The sequence below is a fragment of the Picosynechococcus sp. NKBG15041c genome (assembly GCF_055380235.1).
In genome coordinates this window covers 1,132,268-1,157,310 of sequence record NZ_AP040363.1, presented here as the reverse complement: position 1 = coordinate 1,157,310, position 25,043 = coordinate 1,132,268, and the positions used below count along the sequence as shown (strand labels likewise).

Here is a 25,043-nt window from a genome sequence, read left to right as displayed (position 1 = left end):
TCCCTCTTCGGAATGGGATTTTAATTTGGCGATCGCCCTCCTCGAAACTTCCGTTTTTCTTCAGACTGAGTTGCGACAATATGGGGGCGATTTTTCCTGCTTATCTCCTCACATTAACTATATTTTTTGACCATGAGTCACGATTTTGATCGCCTGTTTGAGCAAATTTCGACCTTAGTGATGCACCATTCCCCCAGTGGCCAGGAAATGGAAATTGATCACTATCTCCTCGGTCTTTTTGCCAAACTTGGGGTTCATCATTGGCAAGACCGGGCCGGTAACATCATCGTGAAAATTTCGGGTCAAAACCCGGATGCCGGGGCGATCGCCATCACCGCCCACAAAGATGAAATTGGGGCGATCGTCCAACAAATCGATGAACGCACGGGCCGGGTCGAAATTCGGGCTCTGGGCGGCGCTTACCCCTGGATCTACGGCGAAGGGGTAATGGATATCCTCGGCGATAAGGCAACGATTTCCGGGATTCTCAGCTTCGGTTCGCGCCATGTGTCCCACGAATCGCCCCAGAAGCTCTTGCAAACCGAAAAACCGGTCCAATGGCATCAGGCCTGGCTGGAAACAAAATGCCATAGCACCGAATTACTCGCCGCTGGGGTGCGTCCTGGCAGCCGGGTGGTGGTCGGCAAACATCGCAAAAAACCGTTCCGCCTGAAAAATTACATCGCCAGCTATACCCTGGACAATAAAGCTTCTCTTGTAATTCTGATTGAACTGGCCCAACGGCTCAAAAATCCGCCTCAAGATGTTTATCTAGTGGCCTCTGCCAAGGAAGAAGTAGGTGCTTTGGGAGCCCTCTACTTTAGTCAAAACACCCAATTGGATGCTTTGGTCGCCTTGGAAATTTGTCCTCTGGCGCGGGAGTATGCGATCGCCCCAGGCGATCGACCCGTATTACTCTCCCAAGACGGTTATGGCATCTATGACGAAGGCTTAAATCAAGAAATTCTCACCGCTGCTGCCGAAATTAACCGTCCCCTCCAACAGGCGATTATCCAGGGGTTTGGTAGTGATGCCTCGATCGCGATGAAATTTGGCCATGTATGCCGGGGTGCTTGTCTCAGTTTCCCCACCGAAAATACCCACGGTTACGAGATTGCTCACCTCGGGGCGATCGCCCACTGCATTGATATTTTGTTCGCTTATTGCCAGCATCCCAAAATGTGATGGCTTAATCGGTATGGATAGAGTCAAACTTAGCGAAAGACTTGATCAATGGCGATCGCAAAATCGGGCAATAAAGGTGAAGTGAGAGAATCATCCCCCAGTAGCGTGCAGACCAACTGTAACTGCGCCTGATTGCGTCGATAGACTTCAATCGTTTTCAGTCGCCAATCCACCACCCAATATTCCTGCACCCCATAGAGCGAATACAATTTACGCTTTGCCTCTTTATCCCGCTGCTCGTTCAGTTTGCCCGCCGAAAGGATTTCGATCATCAGTTCCGGCGCCACGGTAAAATGCCCTGACTCATCCACACCTGTTTCGAGACGCGCATTGCTCACCCACACCACATCTGGAATCACGCCATCATTCGGAGAAAATATTACACCCGGTGTATTAAAAGCTTTGCCTAGCTGAGATTTTCGCGACCATTGAGTTAACTCAAAATAAAGATTACCAGCCGCATCTTGATGAAAAATATGGGGCGCGCGGGTCACAATTAATTCTCCATCAATCACTTCATAGCGTTTCCAGCCGCCATCGTCGGGCATGGCTTCGAGATCCTGTACTGTCCAGCGAACTGCATTGGCAACCATGGTTTTTCTGGGAGTGTTGATATCCTCAGTTTAGTCGATGTCTTCTGGGGCGATCGCCCACTGCATTGATGTTTTGTTCGCCTATTGCCAGCTCCTCAAAACGCGATAAAAAATTAAGGCCAATAATCTAAATTAAGACTTGCTATGTCGCCAGCATCCCACCTAGAAAGGCAGCTTGTTTCAAGATCCGCCAGCACCCTAATTTCTTGCTAGCCTATGGAAAGGCTTCCAAAAATCGATTGAGAGCGATATCCGATGACGACCGCAGCTGAGTTATCAAGCATTTTACAAACAGGTCAAGGCACGACCCACCAAGCCCTTGAACTCTTTGACAGCCTCGAAACCATTGATCTTGATTTTATGTGGGGACGTTGGCGAGGACGGGGTATCTATACAGGGCATCCGATGGATGGCCTCCTGGAACTCAGTAACTGGTATGGCAAAGAATTCATTGATCCAGAAACCGTACATCCACTGCTTTTTTCTGGTCGTCGGGGAGAAATTTTCAAAGTAGCTCCCAACCTAAAAACCATGGAGATGGTCTTGAAATTGCCCATGCCAAAAAAACCTGCCTTTAAGCCGCTTCTGGAGTTGCTCAATGGCCTATTTAAAACCGAAAAAAGCCAAGCCAGACTCCGAATGATGGAATATCGCGGCAAGGTCAGCGCCACCATGATCTATGACTGCCTGCCCATTAATGATTCTTTCAGGAAAATCAACGAAAGTCAGGTATTCGGCGTGATGGATTTCAAGCAATCCACCCAGCCATTTTTCTTTATCCTTGAGCGAGTGACAGGTCAGCCATAGATTGGGTTTGAGGCGTTCTAAACCTAGAGACGACTAATTTTTAGCGCACTAGGTTGAGCCGGATTGCCCTCTAATTTCAACGCGCGACCGTTGGCAGACAAATGACGAACAATTTTGTAGATAACCTCAATTTGCTCCACTGCCCCGACTTTAATCGCTAGGCTATCGAGGGTCAGGGGAGACTCACTCGTTGTTACCGCATTCACCACTTTTTTCTGGAGATCAAGGACCGATGCCGCTGCTTTTTTCCCAGCTTCGACGCCAGGCTGGTGATAAGCGTTGATATTGACCAAAGACGCATAGATGGTGACGGCCCGTTCATAGAGGGCAATCAGGGCACCGACGGTGCGGGCATCGACATCGGGAACGGTAATGGTGATCGAATCGCGGCCATTGTCATAGAGGGCTTCTCGGGTTCCCAAGAGAAAACCACTAAGGAAATCACCACTAGTTGCGCCATTTTCGATATCGATAGAATTCCCTTGGCGATCGCCTAACACTTCGATAAATGTCGCAAAGAAATTGGGCACCCCTTCCCGGAGTTGTTGCACATAGGCATGCTGGTCAGTGGAGCCTTTGTTGCCATAGACGGCGATCCCTTGATAGACCTTATTGCCGTCGAGGTCTTCCTCTTTGCCGAGGGATTCCATAATCAGCTGCTGTAAATAGCGGCTAAAGAGCAATAGGCGGTCTTTGTAGGGCAAAATCACCATATCCTTCTCGCCTTTGCCGTTGCCCGCGTAGTACCAAGATAAGGCGAGTAATGCCGCCGGATTTTGTTTCAGTTCAGGAATGCGGGTGGCATCGTCCATGATTTTTGCACCGTCGAGCATCGCTCGGATATCAATGCCCTGTAACGCGGCGGCCACTAGACCGACGGCTGATAACTCAGAGGTTCTGCCGCCCACCCAGTCATGCATCGGGAAAGTGGTGAGCCAATGCTCAGATTTCGCCACATTTTCTAATTTGGAACCGAGTCCGGTGATCGCCACAGCATGGGAGGAAAAATCAATTTTATGGGCTTTATAGAAATTCTGAACCTCGACCATGCCGTTGCGGGTTTCGGGGGTGCCGCCTGATTTGGAAATAACGATCGCCAGGGTGGTATTTAGCCGGTCTTTCACCTGGGCGAGGGTGCGGTCAATGCCGTTGGGGTCGGTGTTATCAATGAAGTGAATCTTGAGGGGGGCATCAACAGCGGCGAGAGCTTCGGCGACGAACTGGGGGCCGAGGGCCGAGCCGCCAATGCCAATGGAGAGAATGTCTGTGAATTTCGCGCCGCCGGGAGCGGTCATTTCTCCAGCATGAACCGCCTTGGCAAATTTTTCGATTTTTTCGAGGGTGTCAACAATATCCGCTTTCAGTTCGGCATTGGGAGCGAGATCTGGGTTGCGCAGCCAGTAATGACCCACCATCCGCCCTTCGTCGGGGTTGGCGATCGCCCCGGCTTCGATCGCCTTTAAATCTTGAAATGCTTTCTCAAATTTGGGTTTTAAACCATCGACAAACGTTCCATCAAAGCCCATCCGACTGACATCGACGTAAAACTCCAGTTCCGGATGGTAGTAGAGCCAATCTTGGTAACGTTGCCAGAGTGCGGCGGTATCCATATCTAAACTTCTCAAACTGTTTTTGGATGATTTACGTTAAGTTTAACTAGAGGCTGGCGCCGATTTATGTAGCAATTCACATTGTTTAGTATTCAGTTTTGGGTTAAGAGCGGGAGATCATGGGGAGATTTAGGCAGAAACAGTCGCTTTTTGGCATATTTACCCTCAGTTTAACGATTTTTGGAGGATTTGCCCCTCCAATGCAACGGGCGATCGCCCAGGATTTTAATGCCTCTATCGGTGACAATGGCATCCAAGCCACCACCCTCCACAGCGAACCCTATGACCTTTTGGGGCGCAAAATTGCGATCGGCCAGGTAGAAATCGGCCGTCCTGGACAATTTGGCCTCGATAAACGCGCCACTTGGCGGCCTAACTTGAACCTGTCCCAGGTATTTGTCCTCGATGCCCAGGCAACCCCCGATGACTATGTCGATGACCATGCCGCCATGGTCGCTGGGGTGATGGTGGGTCGCGATAAGCGCCATTTGGGCGTCGCTCCAGAAGCAAGACTTTTTTCGACGGCGATCGGTTCAACTATGAATTCGGCTCAGCCAGAAGAATGCTTAGCAACCCAGCACATTACCCAACAAAATGGCGGAGACGTGCGGGCGATCAACTTTAGCTTTGGGGAATCCCTCAGTCGTGATCCCCGTCCGAACCCAACCTTAGATGGCAATGCCCTCTTAACCCAGTGTTTGGATTGGACCGCACGGGTTCATGATGTGCTCCATGTCGTAGCCGGAAACCAAGGCAGTGGTGGCATTCCTATTCCCACGGATCATTACAACGGCATTACGACGGCCTACACTACCCGATTGCAGGGAGATGTCTTTAATAAAATTGATTTTGCGAACCTCAGTGCTTTACCTGTGGGCAGTGGTAGCCGCCTGATTCGCAATGAGATTAATGCGGGCGATCGCCGTGCGATTAGCCTCAGTGCCCCCGGTAGCCGCCTAAATTTACTCACATCCTTTAACACAATGGATCAAGTGAGCGGCACTAGTTTTGCTGCCCCCCATATTGTCGGCACTGTTGCTCTATTGCAGGAATTTGGCGATCGCCAACTGAAAGCCCAAGCCGATCAATGGAGTCTCGATGCCCGTCGCCATGAGGTGATGAAAGCTATATTGCTCAATAGCGCCGAGAAAATTGCCGATACAGGGGACGGAAAACACCTGGAAATGAGCCGCACTATCCTCAGTAAAAGTAATAAGACTTGGTTAGAAGGCGATGCCTACAGCAATCCGGATATTCCCCTCGATATCGAAATGGGCACAGGACAACTCAACGCTTACCGCGCCTATACTCAGTTTGCTGCCGGACAATGGTCAACGGCGGCCCCAGTGCCAAATCTGGGCTGGGACTATGGCAAAGTCAGCGTCCGTAGCTTTCAGGACTATCGCCTTGCAACCCCTCTCCAGCAGGATTCCTTCGTCTCCTTGACCCTCACTTGGGATCGTTGGGTTGATTTAGATGACAACAACAATAATGGCCAATACGATGTGGGGGAAACCTTTACGGACCGCGGCCTGAATGATCTAAATCTCTATCTCTTGCCAGCTGATACTAATGATTTAGGCGAGGCGGTTTGTCGCTCTACTAGCCCCGTCGATAGTGTGGAGCATATTTTTTGTCCGGTGCCGCAAACAGGAAAGTACAAAGTGCGGGTTGTCTATGCTGAGCAAGCTAATCAAGCTAGCCAAGATTATGCGATCGCCTGGTGGACAGCAACAACGCCCTAACTTTTTCAGTATGGCGATCGCCATACTAAATTCTTAACATTAATGTTGAGCAGAGCAAGCTTTGGGGTTTTGTACTCGAACTCATTGTCAAAAGTTTGACTTTTTCAGATCACGATAGAAATTTTCGTGGACGCCAAGTGCAATGAGAATTCTTTTTTCTACGTCCCACTTATAAGCAAGTAGATTTTCTTGCTTTGCCATTTTAAATTTGTAGACCCACACATCGGCTAAATCACCTTTTTTTTGAATACCAATTTCTGGGTTTTCAATAATAGCTTTAACCGCATTGTCTAAGTCTGCAATTTCATTTTTGCGAAGCTTCTTCTTTTTCTTAGTAAAGGAGGGAGTTTGATATACTTCGATTTTCTTGTTATTCGAACTCATAGGGGATTAATTCAGAGTTCTCAGCTTCTTCTTTACCGATTAGGATTTCTTGTACAAAAGCAAAAGACAAATCGGGGTTATCTTCGAGAATTTCACCCATTTTCGCCCAATACTCGATTTGACCAGCAACTGAACGATGCATGGCTTTTGAGCGAATTTTAGCTTTCATAGCCAAAGAGCTAGATATACGAACGGCAATAGACATACAATTCTCTCCACTAGGTGATTGCATTATGGATCATAAAATTGCATTTCGCAACAAAAATCCAATGATCGCCTGGTGGACAGCAACAATGTCCTAATTTTTCTTGTCAAATAATGTGATCTTTTCAGAAAAGTAGACCTCCACACGAAATTTTAACGTCAGAGTTCAGCGGTGTTTGAGGCGACAATTTATCAGAAGTCATTTTCACCAGCGTCCATATTCGATTTCACCACCAATAGCGAGGGCGCTGATTCAAAGAATTCGATTTCTTCTTGCTCATCGTCGACCAGCCCATTCAATATTTCCTGTAATGTATCGGACCTCTGTATGCTGTGTTCTACATAAAATCGTAGCAACCCCCGAACCCAAGCCCGCAACGAGGATTTTCCTGGACCTCTAGCGATGTGATCAGAAGCAGGTTCAATGGGAGTGCCAATTTCCAACTCGTATAGAGCGGCACCGAACAATGGAAGGCAACAGCAGTAGATCCTTTCTTTGTAGCCACCAATTGTCCGTGTTAATGGTGAAGCGGCCGGTAGCTTTAGACGGCCAAACTTGGTTTTTCCTTGCGCCACGGGCTGAAGCTGATCCGCTGACGCATAAAAGAAACCAACATCCTTGCGGCTGCCTCGATGAAACACTCCGAATGAACCAACGGATGAAAGAATCGCTGCCTGGAGAATGTGAGGTTGGGCGATGAGAGGAGGAACAGGAAGCACTTCCGGTCTCCTAGAGAGCAAATCCCATTGTTCTAGATTGGCTTTAAACGACAGTTCGTCAGCCTCACTGGGGAAGCTGCTGCATACCCCCGCATGAAATTCTGTAGAGCGCTTAGCCTGAAGAAATGTGACCCGAGCGCGAAATCCTGATGTGTACGAGTATGCAAGAATAACCACATCGCATAATTCACACCGAGCAGGGCTCCGTCCCCAAGACCCACTGCCATTGAAATAGACCTGATGTTTCTGCCCATGATATTCCTCTACCAAAAACCGGGGAGAAATTTTTCCAAACGCTGACATCAGGGCCCGAAACTGCTGAACCTCCGAATAGCGAGCACCAGCTGACTCAATCGCAAATTGATGAGAAAGCTCCTGCCCAAATTGGGCACTCTCGTATGTGAAGGTGTACATGATGACTTTTAACTATGTATTATGCGGATGATTTCCGTATGGCGTCCTCTCTATTACTTTTATATAGAAAATTTCTGTATAAATAGCTAAATGTAGAGTGTTATGCAGAAAAAATCCTTCCAAAATTAGGCGATCGCCTAGTGGACTGCTGAGTACACTGGAAACTAGAGAAGTTTCTAGCCCGTCACGGAGCGATATCCGGGCGGATCAAATCAGGGGTCAAACGCAATGAAGTGGCACCATTGGGCGGGAATTAGCAGCGTTGTGGTCGGGGTAATCATGGTCGGGGCGATCGCCCCTGGGGTTTCCCAGCATTATCCCTATTACAACAACGCCTTCTCATGGGGACAAACGGGGCGCGATGGCCGGACGGGTCGTGATGGTCGCCCCGGCAACCAGGCCCAAAATCAAATCATTTTTGCCGATGGTACTGCCCAAACCCTCAACCTCAAAGGCGGCGATGGCGAAGCTGGTACAGATGGGGAATATGGCGAAGCGGCCCGGTGTTCAAGCTTTTGGCAGCGCCCAGAACATAACCTTCGAGGAGCTGATGGGGGCGATGGTGGTCGGGGCGGTAACGGTGGCAACGGCGGCAATGGTGGCGATGTGACCATTTTTTACCAACAGCCCCAGGACCTCCGCCTGATTTTTTTGGATAATCGTGGTGGAACCGGAGGTATCGAAGGACGGGGCGGTTATGGTGGCCAAGGTTGTGGCTGCCCTTACTCTTCTTGGGTCGTAGAAACCTGTCATTTGGAGGAAGTCTCCAGCGGTAATCCCGAAGAAAAACCCAAACAAGAGCGGCAATGTACCCAACAGCGCTATTACTGTACCCCTGGACGGAATGGACAGAATGCAATGGATGGGGCACGGGGTAGAGACGGCAACCCTGGGACGGTGACTCTGGTACAAAATTTGACGGCAATTCCTACGGATCAGCCCAGCACGACGATTTCCCTAGAAGCCTTACAACGCTCCGGAACGACCCTCAGCAAAAATATTTGGCGATCGCAAACGGGATTACGGAGTCAATTAGCCAGCGGTTCCCAGGTGCCAGACACCTATCGAGAATATGTTGAACTGTTGACTGCCCCAATTCAATTAATCTGGGCCGCAAATCAACCCCAAACCGCTTTCACCCAAGCACAATTTAGCCTTACCCTGGGCGATCGCCAACAATTAGCCGTGCAGCAATCAGGAGAAGCTTGGCTAGACTATAGGGTGCAACCCCAGGGCAACGGTTTCCAGATTCAGGTGAACCGGGCAATGCAGGCCAGTGATGCGACCCAATTAATCCGCCAAGGTCCCCAAGGGAGAAACGATGATCTTATCTTTAACATTGTGGATCTTGGCCCCCATAGTGACTGGCTCGACACGCAGTTTCACCTCACCTACCGCACCCGCAATCCCCAGCCCCAATTTCGGGAGGGTTACATCTATGACACCCGCTACAGTGGCCAACTGCCACCGACAGCAGTGCGGCAACTTGGTGCAGAATACCAACTGCGCCTAGGAGATTTACCCATCAGTCGCGATTATCTCCAGTCCGGGATGGTGGTGGATTTAGAAATTACGGCAGAACGACGCTTTGGGGAACATCAAGCCGAGCAAGTCATTCAATGGCGCGGCAGTTTACCGTAGTTTGCCATTTGTTCTGGATGAAGTTAGGGGGTAATGCGTCTCGGGTAAAACCTTGTGTGAAATAGTTGAACATACATTTTTCTTGAGCTGTACTTCTTCGACCATACCCATCAGGGTTGGGGGGAGAGCACCAATGACCCTTGACGGAGAATCTGCCAGCCTTTTCCTGTCCACTGGGCCACGGTTGAGGGCTGGCCGCTGCCGATTTTGCCCATTTGTTCTTGGGCTGTGCAATCGAGCACCCCGATTTCGGTAAATTCTGAGGCGATCGCCCCCATCCATTCGAGGGGATCACTGCCGGAGCGGTTGGCGCTGGTGGTGGCGAGGGGGCCGGTTTCGCGCAAAATAGCTTGGGCTAAGTCTAAATCTGGGACGCGTACCCCAATGGTGCCAGAATTGGTCGGGTTCATTGCGGCTGAGACTTTTTCGGAAGCGGGGAGAACGAGGGTTAAAGCCCCCGGCCAATATTGCTGGGCGATCGCCTGCCAGTGTTCTTTTTCTGCCTCACTGCCCACCACATAGTCCCAAACTTCTGGCAAAGCAGCCGTCATGAGGATGAGCGGTTTATCGGGCGATCGCCGTTTGAGCTGATAAATCAGGGGAGCGGCATCTGGTTTTGCAGCAAGGGCGGGCACGGTATCTGTCGGGAAGCTCACCACCTGGCCTTGGTTAACGTGGGCGATGAGCTGGGCAGCAGTAACAAGGGGCATTGCTTAGGTCGCTTTTTGCTTTTTTAAGTAATCAAATACACTTTTATCACCAATGTCGTCAGCGGGTGGTTGACTAAACTTACGGGCGGCAAAAATTACAAATAAAAAGCTCCATAACCCGAAACCCACTTGGGCGATCGCCAAGGGCAACAATCCCGTCAGGTGACCCAGCAAAAGAAAGGGCACAAGGGGCGTCAGAATCATTGTTTCCAGGCGACGAAAACAAAAGCCCTCTTTGAAAAAAATGCCCGTTAACGCCGCAAAGAGGAAGCCGATGCCCCAGAGGATTTGGGGTTGGTTAAAAACAGTCAGCAGTAACGGTTCGGGGAAAATCAGACGACAGGCGATCGCCGCGCCGCAACCGATGAGCCAAAACCCCTGGAGTAATCGGTGGAGCGGGATCAGGTAAATGTGGATTTTCGCCAGACTGAGGCCTAGACCGCCACAGAATAGGACAAACAGCCCAGAAACCAAGGTTTGTGCCCAACTCTGATCGACTGCGGTGAGCGCCAAGATTGTACCAAGGGCAAATGTGCCTGCCGCGATCGCCAACCCGAGCCGATAGAGAAAAACATCCCGGCGATCGCCCTCGGTAATTGTGAATTCTCCGTAGTAGCCACGATAAATGTCTAACTCTGGGGACGAAAAAGATGCATCAGTCATGGATTTGTACCATTTACTTTTTCAAATTTTTCAATTCTGCCTGGAGTGCCTCTACTTCCCGCCGCAGCCGTTCCGCTTCGTCCATCGCCGCCTGATTATCAGAGGCTGCGTCATCATCGAGAATTTCGATACGGCGCGGTTCTTTGGGTTCTTTGCTCGTCGATTCTGCTGTGGTCTGCTGGGGAACCCGCTGCTGGGCCTGCTTGACCATATCATTGACAAATTTTTTTGCTTCCTCGGCGTTCATCTCTCCTTTTTGCACCATTTCATCGGCCAGGGTCTGGGCCTGTTCCCGCAGCTCCTGGATGGTGGATCCGGCTTTTTCGGCCGCGAGGGAAGCCGCACCGACCCCTAGGTAAAACGCTTTTTGTACTAAATCACCGAAGCCAGCCATAGGTTAAATTTCCTTACTCAATATCCAGCATCTTTTCCCTTAGGATAATCGATGGACTTAGGGAGTGGGGCGATCGCCTTTACCCCAGAATCCCTGGGGAATGATTGATCTTGGGACAATGAATCGGTTACAAACGTTAACAATAGAAGTACATCTTTGAGGAAAAACCCTTGCCCCACTCCATTGTGACTGACGTTTGTGAAGGTATTGCTGATTGTGTGGAAGCTTGCCCGGTGGCTTGTATCCATGATGGCCCTGGTAAAAATGCAAAGGGGACCGATTGGTACTGGATTGATTTTGATGTGTGTATTGACTGCGGCATTTGTGTGCAGGTGTGCCCAGTGGAAGGGGCCATTATTCCTGAAGAAAATGCGACATTGCAACGTACGCCCTAGGTTTGCTTGGATTCAGTGAAAATTGTTGGCAGCATTGAGCCCCCCTAAGTTCCCCTTGAGAGTAGGAGAGTCAGGGGGATTTTTTTGTAGGGATTATGGCTCAAAACAGGCGATCGCCTCGATAAACCGTTTGATACTTTGGGGCGCTAAATTTTCGAGAAGGATCGTTTTTTGTGGCATTTGGAAATGGCGGGGCAGCGACTGCCGGTAGGTGGGGTCGTAATGTTCCTGGAGAATGGCGCTGACAAACTCGGGCCACTGTTGCCCATCGATGAGGTCATACCATGCTTGTATTTTGCGCTTGCCGTACTTGGCGCTGAGATGACCGAGGAGCTGTTTTAAAATGGCGGGCTGCTCGATTAAATGGGGATATTCCGCCATGAGTAGCTCGACTCGTTCGGCGAGGGGTAGGGCCACTTCCACCACGGGCGATCGCCCCATATTTTCCCAGAGGGTTTTTGGTAGATGGACATTGCCAACGGTTTTGCTCTCTGATTCCACCCAAATGGGCCGGGCTGGATCAAAGGTTTTTAATTTTGCCAGAAGCTGGGATTCAAACCACTTTTGGGACGGTTGGGCCTGGGGAGTTTCTGTCCACATTTGCCCCAGCAGTGAACCCCGATGGCAGGCGATCGCCTCCAGGTCTAAAACTTGAAAATGTTCCTGGTGCAGCGCTTGGAGCAATTTTGTTTTGGCGCTGCCCGTGTAGCCACAGAGAATGCGCAAAGACAGATTTTGGCCCAATTCATCAAGGCTTTGCCGTACGTAGTCGCGATAGGTTTTGTAGCCGCCGGTGAGCAACGTCGTTTGCCAGCCAATTTGACTGAGTACCGTGGCGAAACTATTGGAGCGTTGGCCGCCGCGCCAGCAGTAGATCAGGGGATGAAATGTTTTCGGTTGGTCTAAAAAGTGATGTTCTAAATGATGGCCAATATTTTTCGAGACGAGGGCCGCGCCGATTTTTCGCGCCTCGAAGGGCGATCGCTGTTTGTAGATTGTGCCGACGATCGCCCGTTCTTCGTTGCTGAGTACCGGAAAGTTCACGGCTCCAGGAATATGATCCTCGGCAAATTCGGCCGGCGATCGCACATCGATAATCTGGGTATAGCCTCGAAAATCGCTGTCCCAAGGATTATCTGTGCTGTGAATTGGGGGAGCCATCGCCACCTAACTTGCCTACTGACGGTAAACCAAGCTTCCACCATAGCAAAAAGACAGCCCTGGGGCTGCCTCTTGGTTTAGCTAGATATGCGGGAAGCGCTGCGCCTTAGAACAGAATCGAGAAGGGGGCGCTGAAGAAGATGGCCGCGAGGGCAAAGGCAACACCGCCAGCGAGGATCACATTGTTATAAAACCAGCCAATTTCTTTTTCTTGGCCAAAGAGATTCTCCTCTTGACCAGCCGAGAAGAACAAAGACCAGGCTTGGGTGGCCGAAAGGGTCGCATCCTGGAAGTCTTGACGGAAGATTACCGGCGTGAAGAGATTTTTGGGGGTGTATTCAAAATCGGTCGTCATAGAACTTACCTGCTTGCTTGTCTACAGCCACAATCATAACACAACATTACAAAATATTGCAAATTGTTACAAGTAAATTGACTTTTGTAATAAAAAATGGGTTTTACTTCTTTAAGGCTGTAACCAATCTGGTTCCAAGTAGTTGCAGACCGAGCAAGGCTGGAGGGCATTCAGGATTTGTTTGCCATAGGCACGGTGATTGATCCGGTTATCCAAAATGGCGATCATGCTCTGTTCCTGGTGGAGGGGGTAGGTGGCCCGTTGCAGTGCCTGGAGGGCTGTGGGCAGTAGGTAGAGGCGGAACCAATCCTGACGTTTTTGTTTATATTGGGCGACTCGGGCAGCCACCAGGGGATTTTCGGGAGAGGGAAGCGGCAGGGTAGCGATCGCCAGCAGTTGTGGTAACGGAAAGTGAATGGTTTGCCCATAAAAGAGGGGGTCGGTCAGCGATCGCCAAAAGGCCCAGCCGCAGATCAAGATGCTGTCTGCCTGGGGATCAGGCACTTCCACCTTGACCCGAGACCCAAACTCCGCCGCGAGGGCTGCACCCATCTGAGCTTGGAGGGGCACATCATTGATTAACAGGACAATGGGCCGATTTTGGTGCAGATGGCTCCGGATGAGGTGACGCAATTGGGCTAATAAGGCCCCTTGAAACTCCGGCGTATTCGGTAGAGGCAGGCGTTTTTCGGGAAGATAAACCCGCACCTGATGCTGTTGACGGGGCGGGGCGAAGTCCACATAGGTGAGCTGTTCGGGCTCAAAACCCATCTGGGCCGAAAAGCTGGGGGCTTGGCGTTCGGCCTCGAGGAAACCACCGATAAAAATAGTCGGCTGCCGTTGCCAGAGGGGGGCGAGGAGTGGGACCAAATTCTGCGGTGCCACCTGGAGCAAAAATTGTCCATTCTGTCGATTCAACTGTGCCCAACAGAAAGGAGCATTTTCTACTTGCCGCCAAGTCTCTCGAAAGGTGTGCCACGGGGAAGGCAGTTGGGGTAAGCCCAGGCAAGCGGTTAGGTTGTCTTGATTATTTAGATCAAGGGGATAGCAGTGGTAGGGATTAGGCGATCGCCTCAAGAGGGCTGTCTTTAACTGGTCATATTGCCGCTGAATAAACTCCCGCTGACTTGGATTGGCTTTTGCTAAAGCTTCCCAGTCCGCGAGGTGCAGTTGTCGGCAATAAAAATCCTGGGCCCACCGCCACAGCTCATCGGCAGGATTAAGAATCGTTGTCACCGCTGGCAAAGGGCGATCGCCTGTCATGGCCGCAAACCATTGGGGCGGGGTCATGAGGGTAATCCCTGGGCCGAGGTCTGCGAGCTCATTGCCGTCGAGGATCTGAATGGATCGATCTGTGGTGAGTAAGCGTTGTAGGCGGGGAATTTCCTGCCGGGCTAACCAGTCCAATAACAGCGGCGGCACAACGATCACCACGGGTTTGGTGGCGAGGAGAGCAGGGGTGAGATAGCTGAGGGCATAGTCTTCGATGCCAGTCCGCGTTTGAATCAGGGCCGAACGACCCAACCGGAGGCCCCGGGCCACCAGCCGCGCCAGGGTGAGGTGATGGGGCCAGGGGGTATTCTGCTGATCACGGGCGATCGCCACAAGGATTTGGTGAACCTGAGCTTCCATCATGGTGTTACGTTGCGGGGAAAATTGTGGGTGACGCTTGAGGGGTGAGCCGGCAGTAAACAACGCAAAAAAAGACGGTCATCGCCGCCAACATTGGTTTTATTCGCCTGTTGCTCTTTCTTTCCTAAGCCTATCAGAATTTTTTTCGCTCCCGGAGCCATTGCTGTCCCACGCCATTCTTTGGTATATCCATGGGCATGGATCCGAAAAAACAATTGCGACAAACCTTTAAACAGCGGCGGCGATCGCTCAGTGAATCGGCTTGGCAAGGGGCAAGTCAGGCCATCTGCCATAATCTCTGCACCTCAGACCTCTGGCCAAAGGCGACTACTGTTTTAAGTTATCTATCCCACCATCGGGAGCCCTGTTTAAACGCCCTATTCCAGAAGACAAAGGTTTGGGGATTACCACGCTGTGTCGGTCAGGATCTGGCTTGGCACCGTTACCAAACGGGCGATCGCCTAATCTCGGGCAAATTTGGTATCCGGGAACCAGACCCCGCTTCCCCACTAATTGATCTGGCGCACATTGACTTGGTACTGGTGCCAGCCCTAGCCTGTAGTGAAAAAGGCGATCGCCTGGGCTACGGCGCCGGTTTCTATGACCGTTTTTTCGCTAGTCTTGAGCGTCCAGTCATAACCGTGGGCATTGTCCTAGCCTCCTGTTTCGTGCCGACGCTTCCCCGTGACCCCTGGGATGTGCCCCTAGATTATGTTTGTACCGAAACAGGGTTTTTCAAAATTTCTGAGTGACCTTTCCCATCAAGGTCTCTTTTCAGTACAAAACTCCCCAACCTAAAGCAGATTGAGGAGTTGCAATATTTAGGCGATCGCCAAGCTCATATTAGTTAGCGGTTTCTTCTTCACCTTCAGCAGGAGCTTCTTCGGTCGTTTCGCCTTCAACTGCTTCACCTTCAGCGGGAACTTCTTCAGTCGCCTCGCCTTCAATGGGAGCTTCTTCAGTCGCTTCACCGTCAACGGGAACTTCCTCTGTGGGTTCGCTTTCGATGGGAGCTTCTTCGGTGGCTTCACCGTCAACGGGAACTTCCTCTGTGGTGGTGTCTTCAACAGGGGCAGTGGTCTCAGAGCCACAAGCACCAAGGAAGCCAAGACTCATTACGGAGGCGATCGCTACTAAAAGAAAACGTTTGATGTACATGGGATTAAAGACTCCTTAATCTAAATTAAGACCAAGTTAAAACAGCTACTAATTATAACGATGCAGACTAGAACTGCCCCGCGGTAAAGGGTAAAGCACCTCAGGTTTGAACAAAAATTAGACTGATCATCAGAAAGGCTAATCAAAATACACTTGCATTTGTGTTTTTTTCCGCCTATTGGACTATGCGTTTTTCATGCATCTAGGCTATGGTCAAAATCAAGTCTTGTTCTCCGCAAGTTGGCTGATTCAACAACGCTTCGTCAATCCATCCTTAAAAACTAAGCAAAAATACTCATTTGTTGATCAACGATTAACTCACAGAGTTATTAATTCAAAAATAAGTTACACAAAATAATGCCGCTTTTTTCGTCGCTTAATCATGCGGCACATTTCATTTTTCCAATATTTAGCATAAGATAAACGCAATTAAAACAGCTGATATTTCATCTCTCACAGACATAGAATGATTGCGCTTTTATTGGGGTTAAGTGCCCTTTGTCTCATCACCAATTATCTGGCGACAGAACTCCTTATTTCTTGGCCGGATATAGGTTTGAGTGCCTTGGGTCGGCTATTGCAACAGGGCTTTTTTTGGTTGGCGTTACTTTTTGTTTTGTGGTGTTTCGCTGAGGAATAAACTTAAACAAGTGATTATCTTATTTTTAACTGTTAAATTTATGCTGGGAATGATTTTAGTCATTTTTCTCGGGAACTTGTTCTATTGATTACATCCTTTGATCCAACTTTTGCGACCACATCTATGGATTTCAGGGGAAAAGTAAATTATTCTTTTCTGCGCAATCAAGTCATTCCCTGTGATTCTCCAGATATCTGGCAAGTGGAGCGGGGCGTTGTGCAACTCCGTAGCTATACTCCTGAAGGTACGCTCACTGTATTGGGCTGGCTCCAACGGGGGAACTTTTGGGGGTCATTTGCAACCAGGTTAGACAGTATTGAGGCGATCGCCCTAATTGATAGTAGTTTGGTTCGATATTCCCCCGAAGTTGTGAAACATTCTTTTGCCTGCCAGCAGGAAATCCTCCAGCAGACTCTCCAGCGTCTGCGCCAGACAGAATATTTGTTGGCGATCGCTGGTCTCAAGCGCATTGAAGACCGCCTCATTGCCTTATTGTTGCTGCTCAAGGAGGAGATGGGTCTCCCAGGAGCGACGATGACGAGGCTCCGCTATCGATTTACCCACCAGCACCTCGCCGATACCATTGGGACAACCCGTGTCACTGTTACCCGCTTATTTAGAGAATTTCAAGACCAGGGCTGGCTCCAGCTCGACGGCGATCGCCACATCCTAATTCCCAATGACCTAGAAGGCGATCGCCTCGCCTTTCAAAAATTGTGATTCCCTAGCCTGCACATTCGGGCATTGGGGCAAATCGTTCAGCCGCTTCAAAGCGCAGTGATCAGCGACCCCGCTCGCCTGAAGAATGTATATCCAGGGTTACATCGCAGGTCTTAAAAATCCCGGTCGACCGTGGAGGATGAAATTTCAGCAGCAAACAGAGTCCGGCCAACAGGAAATTTAGCAGAATAATTTGGGTGCTAGGGGCGGGCGATCGCCAGACAATTGACCAAGAAAAACTCCCTGGAGAATATTTGATATTTCAAAAATATCCATTGCCCCCAGTGCCACAATTAAACTTTATCAAACAGATAAAATTGATTCAGAATTTTAGTTACATTTTAATTTATCAAAAAAATCTCAACTGAATTTTAAAATGTAGGGTTTAAACAAGAGTCATCGCTTTACTGATCGATGAATTTTTAAAAGCTTAATAGGTCACATCAGTATCTATACTTACCTCTAAGGTCTCTTCATCAACGGTGATAAACAAACGATTGGGGCGACAGCAAACCTGACAATCTTCGATATAACTTTGGGAAAAACCGCCACTGAGATCCACAAAGGTAATGCTGCTTTCCCCACAATAAGCACAAAAATATTCTGCAGTATTTTCCATAATTTTAGGTTTATATTTTGTAAAATTGTCACTCAATCTTTCTCAACATTTTTTGGGGAGACTCCTCAAGTTTTATGAAGGCTTACCGAGAAATTTTCGTGTCCTGAGACACAATGAAAGTAATTTCATAGCATATTGTGAGAAGTGGGAAAATGGTCATGTTTCAGCAGCGATCGCCAAAGACGGGGTTAGCGGAAAACTGTGCAGAAGACCAGCCCCGGGATCGGATTTTGAAAGCCGCCCTCCAGTTGTTCGCCCAAAAAGGTTACGAAAAGACCACCACAAAAGAATTGGCAGAAAAAGCGAAGGTGGCTGAGGGAACTTTGTTTCGGCATTTCAGTAACAAAAAGAGCATCTTGGTAGAAGTGGCAACCCTTGGTTGGATGGATTTGCTCACGGATTTTTTAACGGAAATGAGCGAAATGGGGAGCTGCAAGGCGATCGCCCAGGTGATGCGCCACCGGATGCTAAACATGCACAAAAATAAGAACTTGCTCAAAGTTTGTTTCATTGAAGCCCAAGCCTACCCAGAACTCAAAGATACTATCCAGGCAGAAGTGATCGATAAAATGACCGGCATTGCCGAAGCCTTTTTCGAGTCGGCCATGGAAAAAGGGATCTACCGCAAAATGAATCCCCACATTGTCGCCCAGGTGTTTTTGGGAATGTTTGCGATCGCCGGATTTTCTGACACAACCATCGCTGAGCCCAATGCTTCTCCAGAATCTTTGCGGGAGATGGCCGAAGGGATTGCTGATATTTTTCTGAACGGCGTTTTAGCCTAATTTTTTAAAGGCTCTGGAGCACAACAATTCTCCAGAGCCTTTGGGCCTCAAATTAGCAGCTTATTTATAAGCTTTGATGCACTCATCCACAAGGGGAGCGACAGCATCGATGTCCTTCCAGCCGAGAATTTGTACTTCTTTTTTCTCAAGATTTTTGTAGGAGGCAAAGAATTCGGCAATTTCGTCGAGGCGGTGCTGGGAAATTTGCTTGATCGATTTGATGTCTTGATAACGGGGATCTTCGGCGGGGACGCAGAGGATTTTTTCGTCGCGGTCGCCACCGTCGATCATCTCTAACATGCCAATGGGCCGCGCTGCGATGACACAACCGGGGAAGGTGGGCTCATCCATGATCACCATACCATCGAGGGGATCACCATCATCGGCGAGGGTATTGGGCACAAAGCCGTAGTCGTAGGGATATTTCACCGAAGAAAATAGAACGCGGTCAAGGGCAAAGGCATTCATGTCCTTGTCGAATTCATACTTGTTTTTGCTGCCGCCGGGAATTTCGACCAAAACGTTGATCAAACCGGGTTTCGGTTGGGCAGGGATACGGGATAAATCCACGGGTTATTCTCCAATTACATCCAGAACAAAGATTTGGCGCTACATCTGGCATGCCACTTGATGGCACATCAGGCGATCGCCCTCAAGCATTCTACACAGAAGCTGGTCTGTTGTTCGCAGGATTATTCTAAACGCCCAGGAATAAAGTCTGGAGGGAAGTTTTGGGCGGGTCGGTCGGCATAGTAGCCAATAATTAATAGGGGGATAGTTAAGGTCAAAAGGGCGATCGCCGTCCCAAGAAAGTCAGACCATCGGGGGAGAGGGTCGGCGGGTTTACCGGGGGAGTCACTAGAATCCATAAATGTTGGGGCTTGCTAACCCTGGGGTTAGGGAGCCAAGCGTTTAAAAAAACGAAAAATGTGTACAAGAGGTTGTGCTGTTATTCTAACCAAGAATTACCCCAGAACCGTGTTCGGTTTGACAATTTCCTCGGCGCTTTGGCTTTGTCTCATCCCTGGCGATCGCCCCTCGAGCTAGCCCAAGGCTTGCTCAGCAATGAGAAAATCAATAAACTGCCGCGCTGTTCGTCCAGAACGTCCATTGTGACGGGTGGCCCATTGTTTCGCCTGAAACTCTAGATCCGCCGAATCTAGGTTTAAACGAGCCCGTTGGGCGAGGTGATGGACGATCTCTAAATAGGTGCTCTGGTTGGCCGGGGCAAAAGTTAGGGTCAGGCCAAAGCGATCGCTAAAGGACAATTTTTCCTGGACCGTATCCCACTGGTGGATTTCTGCCGCTTCGCTGGGGCGGGGCCGCTCCTCAAAAAATTCCCGCACCAGATGGCGGCGATTCGAGGTTGCATAAACGACCACATTGGCTGCTTTGGCGCGGATACTTCCCTCTAGCACCACTTTGAGCGACTTAAAAACTTCGTCATCTTCTTCAAAGGAGAGATCATCCACAAAAATGATGAATTTTTGCGGTTGGTGTCGCAGGGTTTCAACAATCTGGGGCAAATCTCGCAAACCCGTCTTATCCACCTCGATAAGCCGCAACCCTTGATCTTGGTAAGCCCCCAAGAGTGCTTTGACCAAGGACGACTTACCCGAGCCACGACTACCATAGAGCAGTACGTTTAACGCTGGCAATCCAGCTAATAATGCCTCTGTATTACGCGTGAGAGCGGTTTTTTGCTCGGTGTACCCCACAATATCTTCTAGGGGCAAATATTCTGGATCGGCCACGGGTCGGAGGGTATTTTCTGTCCAGCGAAATGCACCATATTGACTCAGTAAACCTGCTCCATGGCGATGGTAGTGGCCAGCCAACTGTTCTAGGGAATCGGGCCAGGCTGCATGGGAATGGAGAAACGCATCTGTTTCAGGCGATCGCTGCCAGGGGGTCAAGGGGGTTGCCACTTGGGTTGCCACAGAGACCCAATAACAGATTGTTTCTGGATCACAGAGATAAACCTGGTGCAAAATCCCCAGGTCTTGCCGCACGGCTTCCTTGAGAGCTGGGCTCATGTTTTCGACTGATTTCACTTGGGCCTGACGGCTGAAGGGGTTTTCGTCTTGGAGAATGCGCCCCACGAGCCAATCTTGCCAGCTCACATCGGCGATCGCTAAGGCATGGAACCATTGGGCATAACGCTGCAAACATTGAATACTGGCCGTTGAGCCCGAAGACTGCGCCGCCTGGTCTGAATACAAGCTATCTAAAAGTGCCAAAAAAGCCTGACCGACAGGATCTGTCAAGACCCCCTGAAAAATCAACAAAGAGGCAATTTGCGGATAGAGGAGCCGTGTCGAAATTGTGTGGGGAGGAACCATAGGTATTTGAGGGAACCGGAGGGCAAAAGAAAGAATAAAACTGGGCAAGCCGCACCCGCCTTGTTTAAAAATTTACCGCACTGAAGAAATGGCGGTATGGTATTCCTCAGCATCCTTTACATTTTCCGGCCCCCCCAAAGCGTGTTATGGCATATTGGCTGTTCCAAGGTAACCCCCGCTATCATCGAGTCCTCGATGCAGTCCGTGAACAAACGGAAATGCCTTGGCTCGTAACCCGCTATCGAGATCAGCTCCAAGTGGGGGATGGCGTTTTAATCTGGGTAGCCGGAGAAGCCGCTGGTATCTATGCGATCGCCGAAATCATCCACCTACCCACGGTGCTCGTCCCAGATCAAATCTCAGACTTGCCCTACTGGCGTGACCCCAAACGCCTCAGAGCAGACAAGCCCCGCTGCCAAATTCGGTTTATCCGCAAACTTCTTGGCCAACCCCTACGTAAACTAGAATTACGCTTTGACGGTGTGCTGCGGGACTTGGAAGTGATTCATACCCCCAGTCGAACTAATTTTAAAGTCGACCTAGCCCAGTGGCTACGGGTACACCAGCTCAAGGGCTAGTCCGCCGAAATTCCCTAAAAACCTCCGTTAAAATAAAGTTTTGCCCCGTACCGTGCTGCGCCATGACCTCGACCCCCAATAAGACCACCCTCAACGAGTCCCCTGATCCGCTGCAAGAGTTGCCCGATGAAGTGGAAATGTCTTTTTTCGATCATCTCGAGGAGCTGCGCTGGCGAATTTTTTATTCCCTGATCGCCATTGTTATTGGTTGGGTTGGATGTTTCTTTTTTGTAAAGCCGATCGTCCAACTCCTAGAAGCACCTGCCGTTGGGGTGAAGTTTATCCAGGTCGCCCCAGGGGAATTTTTCTTCCTCTCCTTTAAAGTGGCTGGTTATACAGGAATTCTCTTCGCGAGCCCTTTTATCCTGTACCAAGTGATTCAATTTGTTCTGCCAGGCCTAACTCGGAGTGAGCGTCGCCTATTGGCACCGGTTGTCCTTGGGTCTGGTGTGCTATTTTTTGCGGGTTTAGCTTTTGCTTATGTGGCTCTGATTCCGGCAGCACTAAACTTTTTTATTACCTATGGGGCCGATGTGGTAGAGGCAGCCTGGTCTATTGAGCGATATTTTGAGCTGATTCTTGGGTTAATGTTTTTTACGGGATTGGCCTTCCAGGTGCCTGTGGTGCAAATGATTTTGGCTTGGTTGGGGATTGTTTCTTCTGGCCTCATGCTCAGGGGGTGGCGCTTGGTGATTTTAGGCTCAGTAATTCTCGGTGCTGTGATTACTCCTTCAACGGATCCCCTTACCCAATCGCTTTTAGCCGGAGCTGTGTTAGGTCTGTATTTCGGTGGGATTGGCGTTGTGAAATTATCCGGCCGCTAGGACTTGGGGCGGGGTAATTAAGGGGGCGATCGCCTGAAGAACAGCTTCCATCAAATCGTGGCGACCAAAAGGTTTGCGTAAAAAAGTGTTGGGTTTAGGCGTCAGGCGTTCTGGCAAAGCATCTGCACTCATCAGAATGCACGGTATTTTTTGGGTGCATTGATCATCCCGCAACTGTCCATAGGCTGCTTCCCCATCAAGGGGAAAATCGCAAATAATGACATCGGGAATCATTCGCCGCGCTAAATTTATGCCGATTACTCCATCGGCAGCCCCCATCACCTCGTAGCCTTCCACAATCAAAGAGATAATCAGGCTATCCCGGAGGTCGGATTTATTTTCTATAACTAAAATTTTAGGGATCATCGCATATTCACCAGTAAATGTGAGGAAATTAATTGAAAGATATCTGGGAAGTGGCAAAGGCCCATATTTGCTATTCCATGCCCTAGATTGGGAGATTTTTTTGATTTCTAGGGCACTTTTCCGGGGGGCAAAAGGTTTAGAGACCTGCTTCGGCAGAGGGGTTTGGGGTGAATTTTTTTAAGCTTAAAAATAAAGACCTTGGGGATTTTGAGAATCGAAAAATTATTGCCAATTTACTTTTATGGCTTTCAAAAAATAGACTTAACAACAATTGGTGCGAAAAATACGTTGTTAAACAAAATAATTTTGGTTTTATTCCCCTCGATCATAGGGCTGACGCTTGCCTTAAGAAGCAAACCCTAAGGAACTTTTAAGGTTTTTTATTTTGATGTTAGCTTTCACTATCTTTTCTAAATTTGTTTATGGATTTGTAACTATTTTGCCGTGATATGTTGCGATTTACCACATTTTTATTGGGGATAATATTGCCCAGTAAGTATTTATTCTTAGGATTTTTGTGGCTCAGATGGTTAGATTTTTTGCTTGGGCTGTAAACCACAGGAAAACAGTTTAAGGATAGAGCGGTAGATTCGCTGGGATTTGTTATGGGAAACTTGGATATCCATGGATTTTACAGAAGAGATAATGACGTTAACTGCAGCTGCTGTGATTAAATACTTGGGCCTAGAGCCGCACCTGGAGGGGGGCTATTTTCGGGAAACTTACCGGACGACCCAATCTTTAAATACCGAAAGGGCCGGTGGCGATCGCCCGTTGTTAACTTCCATCTATTACCTACTAAGTCGCGATCGCCCCATTGACTATCTCCATCGCAACCAATCGCCGATCATGCATTATTTCCATGGTGGGGCCGCGATCACCTACCATACGCTTGCCCCAGATGGCGAATGGCAAACAACGAAATTAGGTTTTGATCTCGCGGCGGGAGAAGTTCCCCAACTGCTGGTTCCCGCAGGTTATTGGAAGACAGCCGTGCTTGAGGCCGGAGAATTTGGTCTTTTGGGGGAAGCTGTAGCCCCGGGTTTTGATTATCAAGATCTAGAAGTGGCCCAGGGGGAGATGATCCAGCAGCTTTATCCAGAGCTTTGGCCACAACTCATTGCTTATATTCACCCGGAGTGAAGAGGTTGAGAGCAAAAATCCTTGGCGATCGCCGCCATAAACCCGTTAAACTTTTGGGCAAAAGCGTAACAGGAACCCTTGGAGAATAAGCAATGGCAAACTGGGAGCTTAGTCGCTTTGTGCAAACCCTGGTGAAATTTAACGTGGTGCCAGGGAGTAATTTACTCCAGGCTCTGCTCGGACAAGGGGCTGAAGCTGTGGTAGCGAAAAAATTTGGGGGACAACCGTCGATGGGAAAAATTTTGGTAGTGGGGGGCGATCGCCCAGAAAACCAAGCTTTGGTGCACGAACTCCTTGGGCGCGGCTACCAAGTGCGCTGGGCCCAGGTGACGGTAGCATCCCTCGCCGACATTAGCATTTTAATTCTCTGTGCTGATCTAGCCCCCACAATGGTGCAATCCCTCTTAAATATTGCCCGCCAAGAACCCCAATGGCGATCGCCCCAGTGGAACCTATTTGATTTTCGCCAGAATACTCCGGCCCTGGCCCAATTGTGGGGAGCCGTAGACGATGTGGTGATGGGCGGTGTCAGCCAAAGCCAACTCCGCCTTGTTCCGACCGGTGCGATATTTACAGGCACTGTCTCTACAGAAAATAATGGCGGTTTTGCCTCTGTGCGCACCCAAACCCTCGCCAATCCTTGGGATTTATCACCCTATACTGGCTTGCGGCTGCGGGTTAAAGGTGATGGCCAACGTTATAAATTGATCGCCCGGAGTGAAGACCGTTGGGATGGGGTCGGCTATAGCTACTCCTTTGCAACCACCCCTAATCAATGGATTACCGTCGATATCCCATTTACAGCGCTTATCCCGGTTTTTCGTGCCAAATCTGTCCCCCAAATGGGGCCCTTCAACCCCCAGCGGGTCTATGCCATACAATTGATGCTCAGCAAATTTGAGTATGACGGCCAGCTCAATCCCACCTTTACACCCGGCCCGTTTCAGCTCGAAATTGAGGCGATCGCCGTCTATGGTGGTGAACCTTTTGCCCAGATTATTGCCCTAAATACCACCACCGCTCTCCAGGAAACGCTTCACGAAACGGGAATTCCCTACTGCTTGCTCCATTATCCCCAGGGGGTGACCCCACAAAACAGTAAAGCTGTGATCAATATCATTGGCGATCGCCAAGCAGTTAATCAAATAATCACCCATAGCCCATAATCAACCCCGACCAGATTTAAACAATGACAAAGAATTACACCTTTTTCCATGAGATATTCAGGATAAGCAAGTAAGATCAAATAATCATT

29 protein-coding genes are annotated in these 25,043 nt (G+C 49.4%); 12 read left to right on the top strand and 17 right to left on the bottom strand.

Features of this window, described 5'->3' with window-relative positions:
* Window positions 1-132: 132 nt before the first annotated feature.
* Window positions 133-1,185 (top strand): M42 family metallopeptidase, encoded by a 1,053-nt coding sequence (locus ACZ45B_RS05690; RefSeq protein ID WP_024544494.1) that lies wholly within the window; start codon window positions 133-135, stop codon window positions 1,183-1,185.
* Between the two features lie 29 nt (window positions 1,186-1,214).
* On the opposite strand, the gene ACZ45B_RS05685 is transcribed toward ACZ45B_RS05690, so the two are convergent.
* A complete protein-coding gene (locus ACZ45B_RS05685; protein WP_024544495.1) occupies window positions 1,215-1,778 on the bottom strand; it encodes a Uma2 family endonuclease in 564 nt (187 codons plus the stop codon).
* A gap of 255 nt (window positions 1,779-2,033) precedes the next feature.
* Between ACZ45B_RS05685 and ACZ45B_RS05680 the strand changes: the two genes are divergently transcribed.
* Window positions 2,034-2,585 (top strand): DUF4334 domain-containing protein, encoded by a 552-nt coding sequence (locus ACZ45B_RS05680; RefSeq protein ID WP_024544496.1) that lies wholly within the window; start codon window positions 2,034-2,036, stop codon window positions 2,583-2,585.
* 23 nt (window positions 2,586-2,608) lie between these two features.
* Here ACZ45B_RS05680 and ACZ45B_RS05675 read toward each other — a convergent pair whose 3' ends face one another.
* Window positions 2,609-4,195, bottom strand: a complete 1,587-nt coding sequence (locus tag ACZ45B_RS05675; protein ID WP_024544497.1) for a glucose-6-phosphate isomerase — start codon at window positions 4,193-4,195, stop codon at window positions 2,609-2,611.
* 200 nt (window positions 4,196-4,395) lie between these two features.
* On the opposite strand from ACZ45B_RS05675, the gene ACZ45B_RS05670 reads away from it, so the two are divergent.
* A complete protein-coding gene (locus ACZ45B_RS05670; protein ID WP_315862106.1) occupies window positions 4,396-5,940 on the top strand; it encodes a S8 family serine peptidase in 1,545 nt (514 codons plus the stop codon).
* Window positions 5,941-6,027: 87 nt separating this feature from the next.
* Here ACZ45B_RS05670 and ACZ45B_RS05665 read toward each other — a convergent pair whose 3' ends face one another.
* From ACZ45B_RS05665 to ACZ45B_RS05655, 3 genes are all read right to left on the bottom strand, one after another.
* The gene (locus tag ACZ45B_RS05665) at window positions 6,028-6,324 is read right to left on the bottom strand and encodes a type II toxin-antitoxin system RelE/ParE family toxin (protein WP_024544499.1); all 297 of its coding nucleotides are present in this window, start codon (window positions 6,322-6,324) and stop codon (window positions 6,028-6,030) included.
* The gene (locus ACZ45B_RS05660; RefSeq protein WP_024544500.1) at window positions 6,311-6,529 is read right to left on the bottom strand and encodes a TA system antitoxin ParD family protein; all 219 of its coding nucleotides are present in this window, start codon (window positions 6,527-6,529) and stop codon (window positions 6,311-6,313) included. The genes ACZ45B_RS05665 and ACZ45B_RS05660 overlap by 14 nt, the downstream gene beginning before the upstream one ends.
* A gap of 191 nt (window positions 6,530-6,720) precedes the next feature.
* Window positions 6,721-7,662 carry a hypothetical protein gene (locus tag ACZ45B_RS05655; protein ID WP_024544501.1) on the bottom strand — a complete coding sequence of 314 codons (942 nt, stop codon included), beginning with the start codon at window positions 7,660-7,662 and terminating at the stop codon, window positions 6,721-6,723.
* Window positions 7,663-7,890: 228 nt separating this feature from the next.
* On the opposite strand from ACZ45B_RS05655, the gene ACZ45B_RS05650 reads away from it, so the two are divergent.
* On the top strand, window positions 7,891-9,303 hold the full coding sequence (locus tag ACZ45B_RS05650; RefSeq protein ID WP_024544502.1) for a hypothetical protein: 1,413 nt from the start codon (window positions 7,891-7,893) through the stop codon (window positions 9,301-9,303).
* A 110-nt stretch (window positions 9,304-9,413) separates the two neighbouring features.
* Here the strand turns inward: ACZ45B_RS05650 and ACZ45B_RS05645 are convergent, their stop codons facing one another.
* From ACZ45B_RS05645 to ACZ45B_RS05635, 3 genes are read right to left on the bottom strand one after another with little or no spacing between them, the layout of a single operon-like run.
* Window positions 9,414-10,013, bottom strand: coding sequence for an L-threonylcarbamoyladenylate synthase (locus tag ACZ45B_RS05645; protein WP_024544503.1), 600 nt, complete (start codon window positions 10,011-10,013; stop codon window positions 9,414-9,416).
* Between the two features lie 3 nt (window positions 10,014-10,016).
* Window positions 10,017-10,676 carry a DUF2301 domain-containing membrane protein gene (locus ACZ45B_RS05640; protein ID WP_024544504.1) on the bottom strand — a complete coding sequence of 220 codons (660 nt, stop codon included), beginning with the start codon at window positions 10,674-10,676 and terminating at the stop codon, window positions 10,017-10,019.
* 13 nt (window positions 10,677-10,689) lie between these two features.
* The gene (locus ACZ45B_RS05635) at window positions 10,690-11,070 is read right to left on the bottom strand and encodes a phasin family protein (protein WP_024544505.1); all 381 of its coding nucleotides are present in this window, start codon (window positions 11,068-11,070) and stop codon (window positions 10,690-10,692) included.
* 170 nt (window positions 11,071-11,240) lie between these two features.
* Between ACZ45B_RS05635 and ACZ45B_RS05630 the strand changes: the two genes are divergently transcribed.
* Window positions 11,241-11,465 carry an indolepyruvate ferredoxin oxidoreductase subunit alpha gene (locus ACZ45B_RS05630; RefSeq protein WP_024544506.1) on the top strand — a complete coding sequence of 75 codons (225 nt, stop codon included), beginning with the start codon at window positions 11,241-11,243 and terminating at the stop codon, window positions 11,463-11,465.
* A gap of 93 nt (window positions 11,466-11,558) precedes the next feature.
* Here ACZ45B_RS05630 and mnmH read toward each other — a convergent pair whose 3' ends face one another.
* The 3 genes from mnmH to ACZ45B_RS05615 all read right to left on the bottom strand — a co-directional run bounded on the left by mnmH (window position 11,559) and on the right by ACZ45B_RS05615 (window position 14,616).
* Entirely contained in the window at window positions 11,559-12,626 is a 1,068-nt protein-coding gene (mnmH, locus tag ACZ45B_RS05625) for a tRNA 2-selenouridine(34) synthase MnmH (protein ID WP_024544507.1), read from the bottom strand.
* Between the two features lie 106 nt (window positions 12,627-12,732).
* The gene (locus tag ACZ45B_RS05620; RefSeq protein WP_024544508.1) at window positions 12,733-12,981 is read right to left on the bottom strand and encodes a hypothetical protein; all 249 of its coding nucleotides are present in this window, start codon (window positions 12,979-12,981) and stop codon (window positions 12,733-12,735) included.
* Between the two features lie 111 nt (window positions 12,982-13,092).
* Window positions 13,093-14,616: a helicase C-terminal domain-containing protein gene (locus ACZ45B_RS05615; RefSeq protein WP_024544509.1), complete on the bottom strand. Its 1,524-nt coding sequence runs from the start codon at window positions 14,614-14,616 to the stop codon at window positions 13,093-13,095.
* Window positions 14,617-14,804: 188 nt separating this feature from the next.
* Here ACZ45B_RS05615 and ACZ45B_RS05610 point away from each other — a divergent pair, with 188 nt between their 5' ends.
* Window positions 14,805-15,365 carry a 5-formyltetrahydrofolate cyclo-ligase gene (locus ACZ45B_RS05610; protein ID WP_236612358.1) on the top strand — a complete coding sequence of 187 codons (561 nt, stop codon included), beginning with the start codon at window positions 14,805-14,807 and terminating at the stop codon, window positions 15,363-15,365.
* Between the two features lie 91 nt (window positions 15,366-15,456).
* Here the strand turns inward: ACZ45B_RS05610 and ACZ45B_RS05605 are convergent, their stop codons facing one another.
* Window positions 15,457-15,771, bottom strand: a complete 315-nt coding sequence (locus ACZ45B_RS05605; RefSeq protein ID WP_024544511.1) for a hypothetical protein — start codon at window positions 15,769-15,771, stop codon at window positions 15,457-15,459.
* Between the two features lie 763 nt (window positions 15,772-16,534).
* Between ACZ45B_RS05605 and ACZ45B_RS05600 the strand changes: the two genes are divergently transcribed.
* Window positions 16,535-17,131, top strand: coding sequence for a Crp/Fnr family transcriptional regulator (locus ACZ45B_RS05600; protein WP_038027700.1), 597 nt, complete (start codon window positions 16,535-16,537; stop codon window positions 17,129-17,131).
* 430 nt (window positions 17,132-17,561) lie between these two features.
* On the opposite strand, the gene ACZ45B_RS05595 is transcribed toward ACZ45B_RS05600, so the two are convergent.
* Window positions 17,562-17,750, bottom strand: a complete 189-nt coding sequence (locus tag ACZ45B_RS05595; protein ID WP_024544513.1) for a CPXCG motif-containing cysteine-rich protein — start codon at window positions 17,748-17,750, stop codon at window positions 17,562-17,564.
* Between the two features lie 158 nt (window positions 17,751-17,908).
* Here ACZ45B_RS05595 and ACZ45B_RS05590 point away from each other — a divergent pair, with 158 nt between their 5' ends.
* Window positions 17,909-18,535, top strand: a complete 627-nt coding sequence (locus ACZ45B_RS05590; protein WP_024544514.1) for a TetR/AcrR family transcriptional regulator — start codon at window positions 17,909-17,911, stop codon at window positions 18,533-18,535.
* Between the two features lie 60 nt (window positions 18,536-18,595).
* On the opposite strand, the gene ACZ45B_RS05585 is transcribed toward ACZ45B_RS05590, so the two are convergent.
* The 3 genes from ACZ45B_RS05585 to ACZ45B_RS05575 form a co-directional block, all read right to left on the bottom strand.
* Window positions 18,596-19,105, bottom strand: a complete 510-nt coding sequence (locus ACZ45B_RS05585; RefSeq protein WP_024544515.1) for an inorganic diphosphatase — start codon at window positions 19,103-19,105, stop codon at window positions 18,596-18,598.
* Window positions 19,106-19,227: 122 nt separating this feature from the next.
* Window positions 19,228-19,404, bottom strand: coding sequence for a TLTLP motif-containing protein (locus tag ACZ45B_RS05580; protein ID WP_164494885.1), 177 nt, complete (start codon window positions 19,402-19,404; stop codon window positions 19,228-19,230).
* Window positions 19,405-19,578: 174 nt separating this feature from the next.
* Window positions 19,579-20,877 (bottom strand): ATP-binding protein, encoded by a 1,299-nt coding sequence (locus ACZ45B_RS05575; protein ID WP_024544516.1) that lies wholly within the window; start codon window positions 20,875-20,877, stop codon window positions 19,579-19,581.
* A 146-nt stretch (window positions 20,878-21,023) separates the two neighbouring features.
* Between ACZ45B_RS05575 and ACZ45B_RS05570 the strand changes: the two genes are divergently transcribed.
* On the top strand, window positions 21,024-21,455 hold the full coding sequence (locus tag ACZ45B_RS05570; RefSeq protein WP_024544517.1) for an EVE domain-containing protein: 432 nt from the start codon (window positions 21,024-21,026) through the stop codon (window positions 21,453-21,455).
* A 62-nt stretch (window positions 21,456-21,517) separates the two neighbouring features.
* Window positions 21,518-22,279 (top strand): twin-arginine translocase subunit TatC, encoded by a 762-nt coding sequence (tatC, locus tag ACZ45B_RS05565; protein WP_024544518.1) that lies wholly within the window; start codon window positions 21,518-21,520, stop codon window positions 22,277-22,279.
* Here the strand turns inward: tatC and ACZ45B_RS05560 are convergent.
* A complete protein-coding gene (locus ACZ45B_RS05560; protein WP_024544519.1) occupies window positions 22,265-22,645 on the bottom strand; it encodes a response regulator in 381 nt (126 codons plus the stop codon). The genes tatC and ACZ45B_RS05560 overlap by 15 nt on opposite strands.
* Window positions 22,646-23,290: 645 nt before the next feature.
* Between ACZ45B_RS05560 and ACZ45B_RS05555 the strand changes: the two genes are divergently transcribed.
* Window positions 23,291-23,788, top strand: a complete 498-nt coding sequence (locus tag ACZ45B_RS05555) for a cupin domain-containing protein (protein ID WP_024544521.1) — start codon at window positions 23,291-23,293, stop codon at window positions 23,786-23,788.
* 92 nt (window positions 23,789-23,880) lie between these two features.
* Window positions 23,881-24,954: a CIA30 family protein gene (locus ACZ45B_RS05550; protein ID WP_024544522.1), complete on the top strand. Its 1,074-nt coding sequence runs from the start codon at window positions 23,881-23,883 to the stop codon at window positions 24,952-24,954.
* Window positions 24,955-25,043 lie beyond the last annotated feature (89 nt).

Excerpts from the sequence above, each read along its gene's own strand:
- ACZ45B_RS05550 (WP_024544522.1), top strand. The coding sequence starts at position 23,881 with ATGGCAAACTGGGAGCTTAGTCGCTTTGTGCAAACCCTGGTGAAATTT.
- ACZ45B_RS05570 (WP_024544517.1), top strand. The coding sequence starts at position 21,024 with ATGGCATATTGGCTGTTCCAAGGTAACCCCCGCTATCATCGAGTCCTC.
- ACZ45B_RS05605 (WP_024544511.1), bottom strand. The coding sequence starts at position 15,771 with ATGTACATCAAACGTTTTCTTTTAGTAGCGATCGCCTCCGTAATGAGT.
- ACZ45B_RS05685 (WP_024544495.1), bottom strand. The coding sequence starts at position 1,778 with ATGGTTGCCAATGCAGTTCGCTGGACAGTACAGGATCTCGAAGCCATG.
- ACZ45B_RS05620 (WP_024544508.1), bottom strand. The coding sequence starts at position 12,981 with ATGACGACCGATTTTGAATACACCCCCAAAAATCTCTTCACGCCGGTA.
- ACZ45B_RS05555 (WP_024544521.1), top strand. The coding sequence starts at position 23,291 with ATGACGTTAACTGCAGCTGCTGTGATTAAATACTTGGGCCTAGAGCCG.
- ACZ45B_RS05635 (WP_024544505.1), bottom strand. The coding sequence starts at position 11,070 with ATGGCTGGCTTCGGTGATTTAGTACAAAAAGCGTTTTACCTAGGGGTC.
- ACZ45B_RS05660 (WP_024544500.1), bottom strand. The coding sequence starts at position 6,529 with ATGTCTATTGCCGTTCGTATATCTAGCTCTTTGGCTATGAAAGCTAAA.
- ACZ45B_RS05640 (WP_024544504.1), bottom strand. The coding sequence starts at position 10,676 with ATGACTGATGCATCTTTTTCGTCCCCAGAGTTAGACATTTATCGTGGC.
- ACZ45B_RS05665 (WP_024544499.1), bottom strand. The coding sequence starts at position 6,324 with ATGAGTTCGAATAACAAGAAAATCGAAGTATATCAAACTCCCTCCTTT.
- ACZ45B_RS05675 (WP_024544497.1), bottom strand. The coding sequence starts at position 4,195 with ATGGATACCGCCGCACTCTGGCAACGTTACCAAGATTGGCTCTACTAC.
- ACZ45B_RS05575 (WP_024544516.1), bottom strand. The coding sequence starts at position 20,877 with ATGGTTCCTCCCCACACAATTTCGACACGGCTCCTCTATCCGCAAATT.
- ACZ45B_RS05615 (WP_024544509.1), bottom strand. The coding sequence starts at position 14,616 with ATGATGGAAGCTCAGGTTCACCAAATCCTTGTGGCGATCGCCCGTGAT.
- ACZ45B_RS05670 (WP_315862106.1), top strand. The coding sequence starts at position 4,396 with ATGCAACGGGCGATCGCCCAGGATTTTAATGCCTCTATCGGTGACAAT.
- ACZ45B_RS05690 (WP_024544494.1), top strand. The coding sequence starts at position 133 with ATGAGTCACGATTTTGATCGCCTGTTTGAGCAAATTTCGACCTTAGTG.
- ACZ45B_RS05610 (WP_236612358.1), top strand. The coding sequence starts at position 14,805 with ATGGGCATGGATCCGAAAAAACAATTGCGACAAACCTTTAAACAGCGG.
- tatC (WP_024544518.1), top strand. The coding sequence starts at position 21,518 with ATGACCTCGACCCCCAATAAGACCACCCTCAACGAGTCCCCTGATCCG.
- ACZ45B_RS05600 (WP_038027700.1), top strand. The coding sequence starts at position 16,535 with ATGGATTTCAGGGGAAAAGTAAATTATTCTTTTCTGCGCAATCAAGTC.
- ACZ45B_RS05595 (WP_024544513.1), bottom strand. The coding sequence starts at position 17,750 with ATGGAAAATACTGCAGAATATTTTTGTGCTTATTGTGGGGAAAGCAGC.
- ACZ45B_RS05560 (WP_024544519.1), bottom strand. The coding sequence starts at position 22,645 with ATGATCCCTAAAATTTTAGTTATAGAAAATAAATCCGACCTCCGGGAT.
- ACZ45B_RS05645 (WP_024544503.1), bottom strand. The coding sequence starts at position 10,013 with ATGCCCCTTGTTACTGCTGCCCAGCTCATCGCCCACGTTAACCAAGGC.
- ACZ45B_RS05680 (WP_024544496.1), top strand. The coding sequence starts at position 2,034 with ATGACGACCGCAGCTGAGTTATCAAGCATTTTACAAACAGGTCAAGGC.
- ACZ45B_RS05580 (WP_164494885.1), bottom strand. The coding sequence starts at position 19,404 with ATGGATTCTAGTGACTCCCCCGGTAAACCCGCCGACCCTCTCCCCCGA.
- ACZ45B_RS05590 (WP_024544514.1), top strand. The coding sequence starts at position 17,909 with ATGTTTCAGCAGCGATCGCCAAAGACGGGGTTAGCGGAAAACTGTGCA.
- mnmH (WP_024544507.1), bottom strand. The coding sequence starts at position 12,626 with ATGGCTCCCCCAATTCACAGCACAGATAATCCTTGGGACAGCGATTTT.
- ACZ45B_RS05655 (WP_024544501.1), bottom strand. The coding sequence starts at position 7,662 with ATGTACACCTTCACATACGAGAGTGCCCAATTTGGGCAGGAGCTTTCT.
- ACZ45B_RS05650 (WP_024544502.1), top strand. The coding sequence starts at position 7,891 with ATGAAGTGGCACCATTGGGCGGGAATTAGCAGCGTTGTGGTCGGGGTA.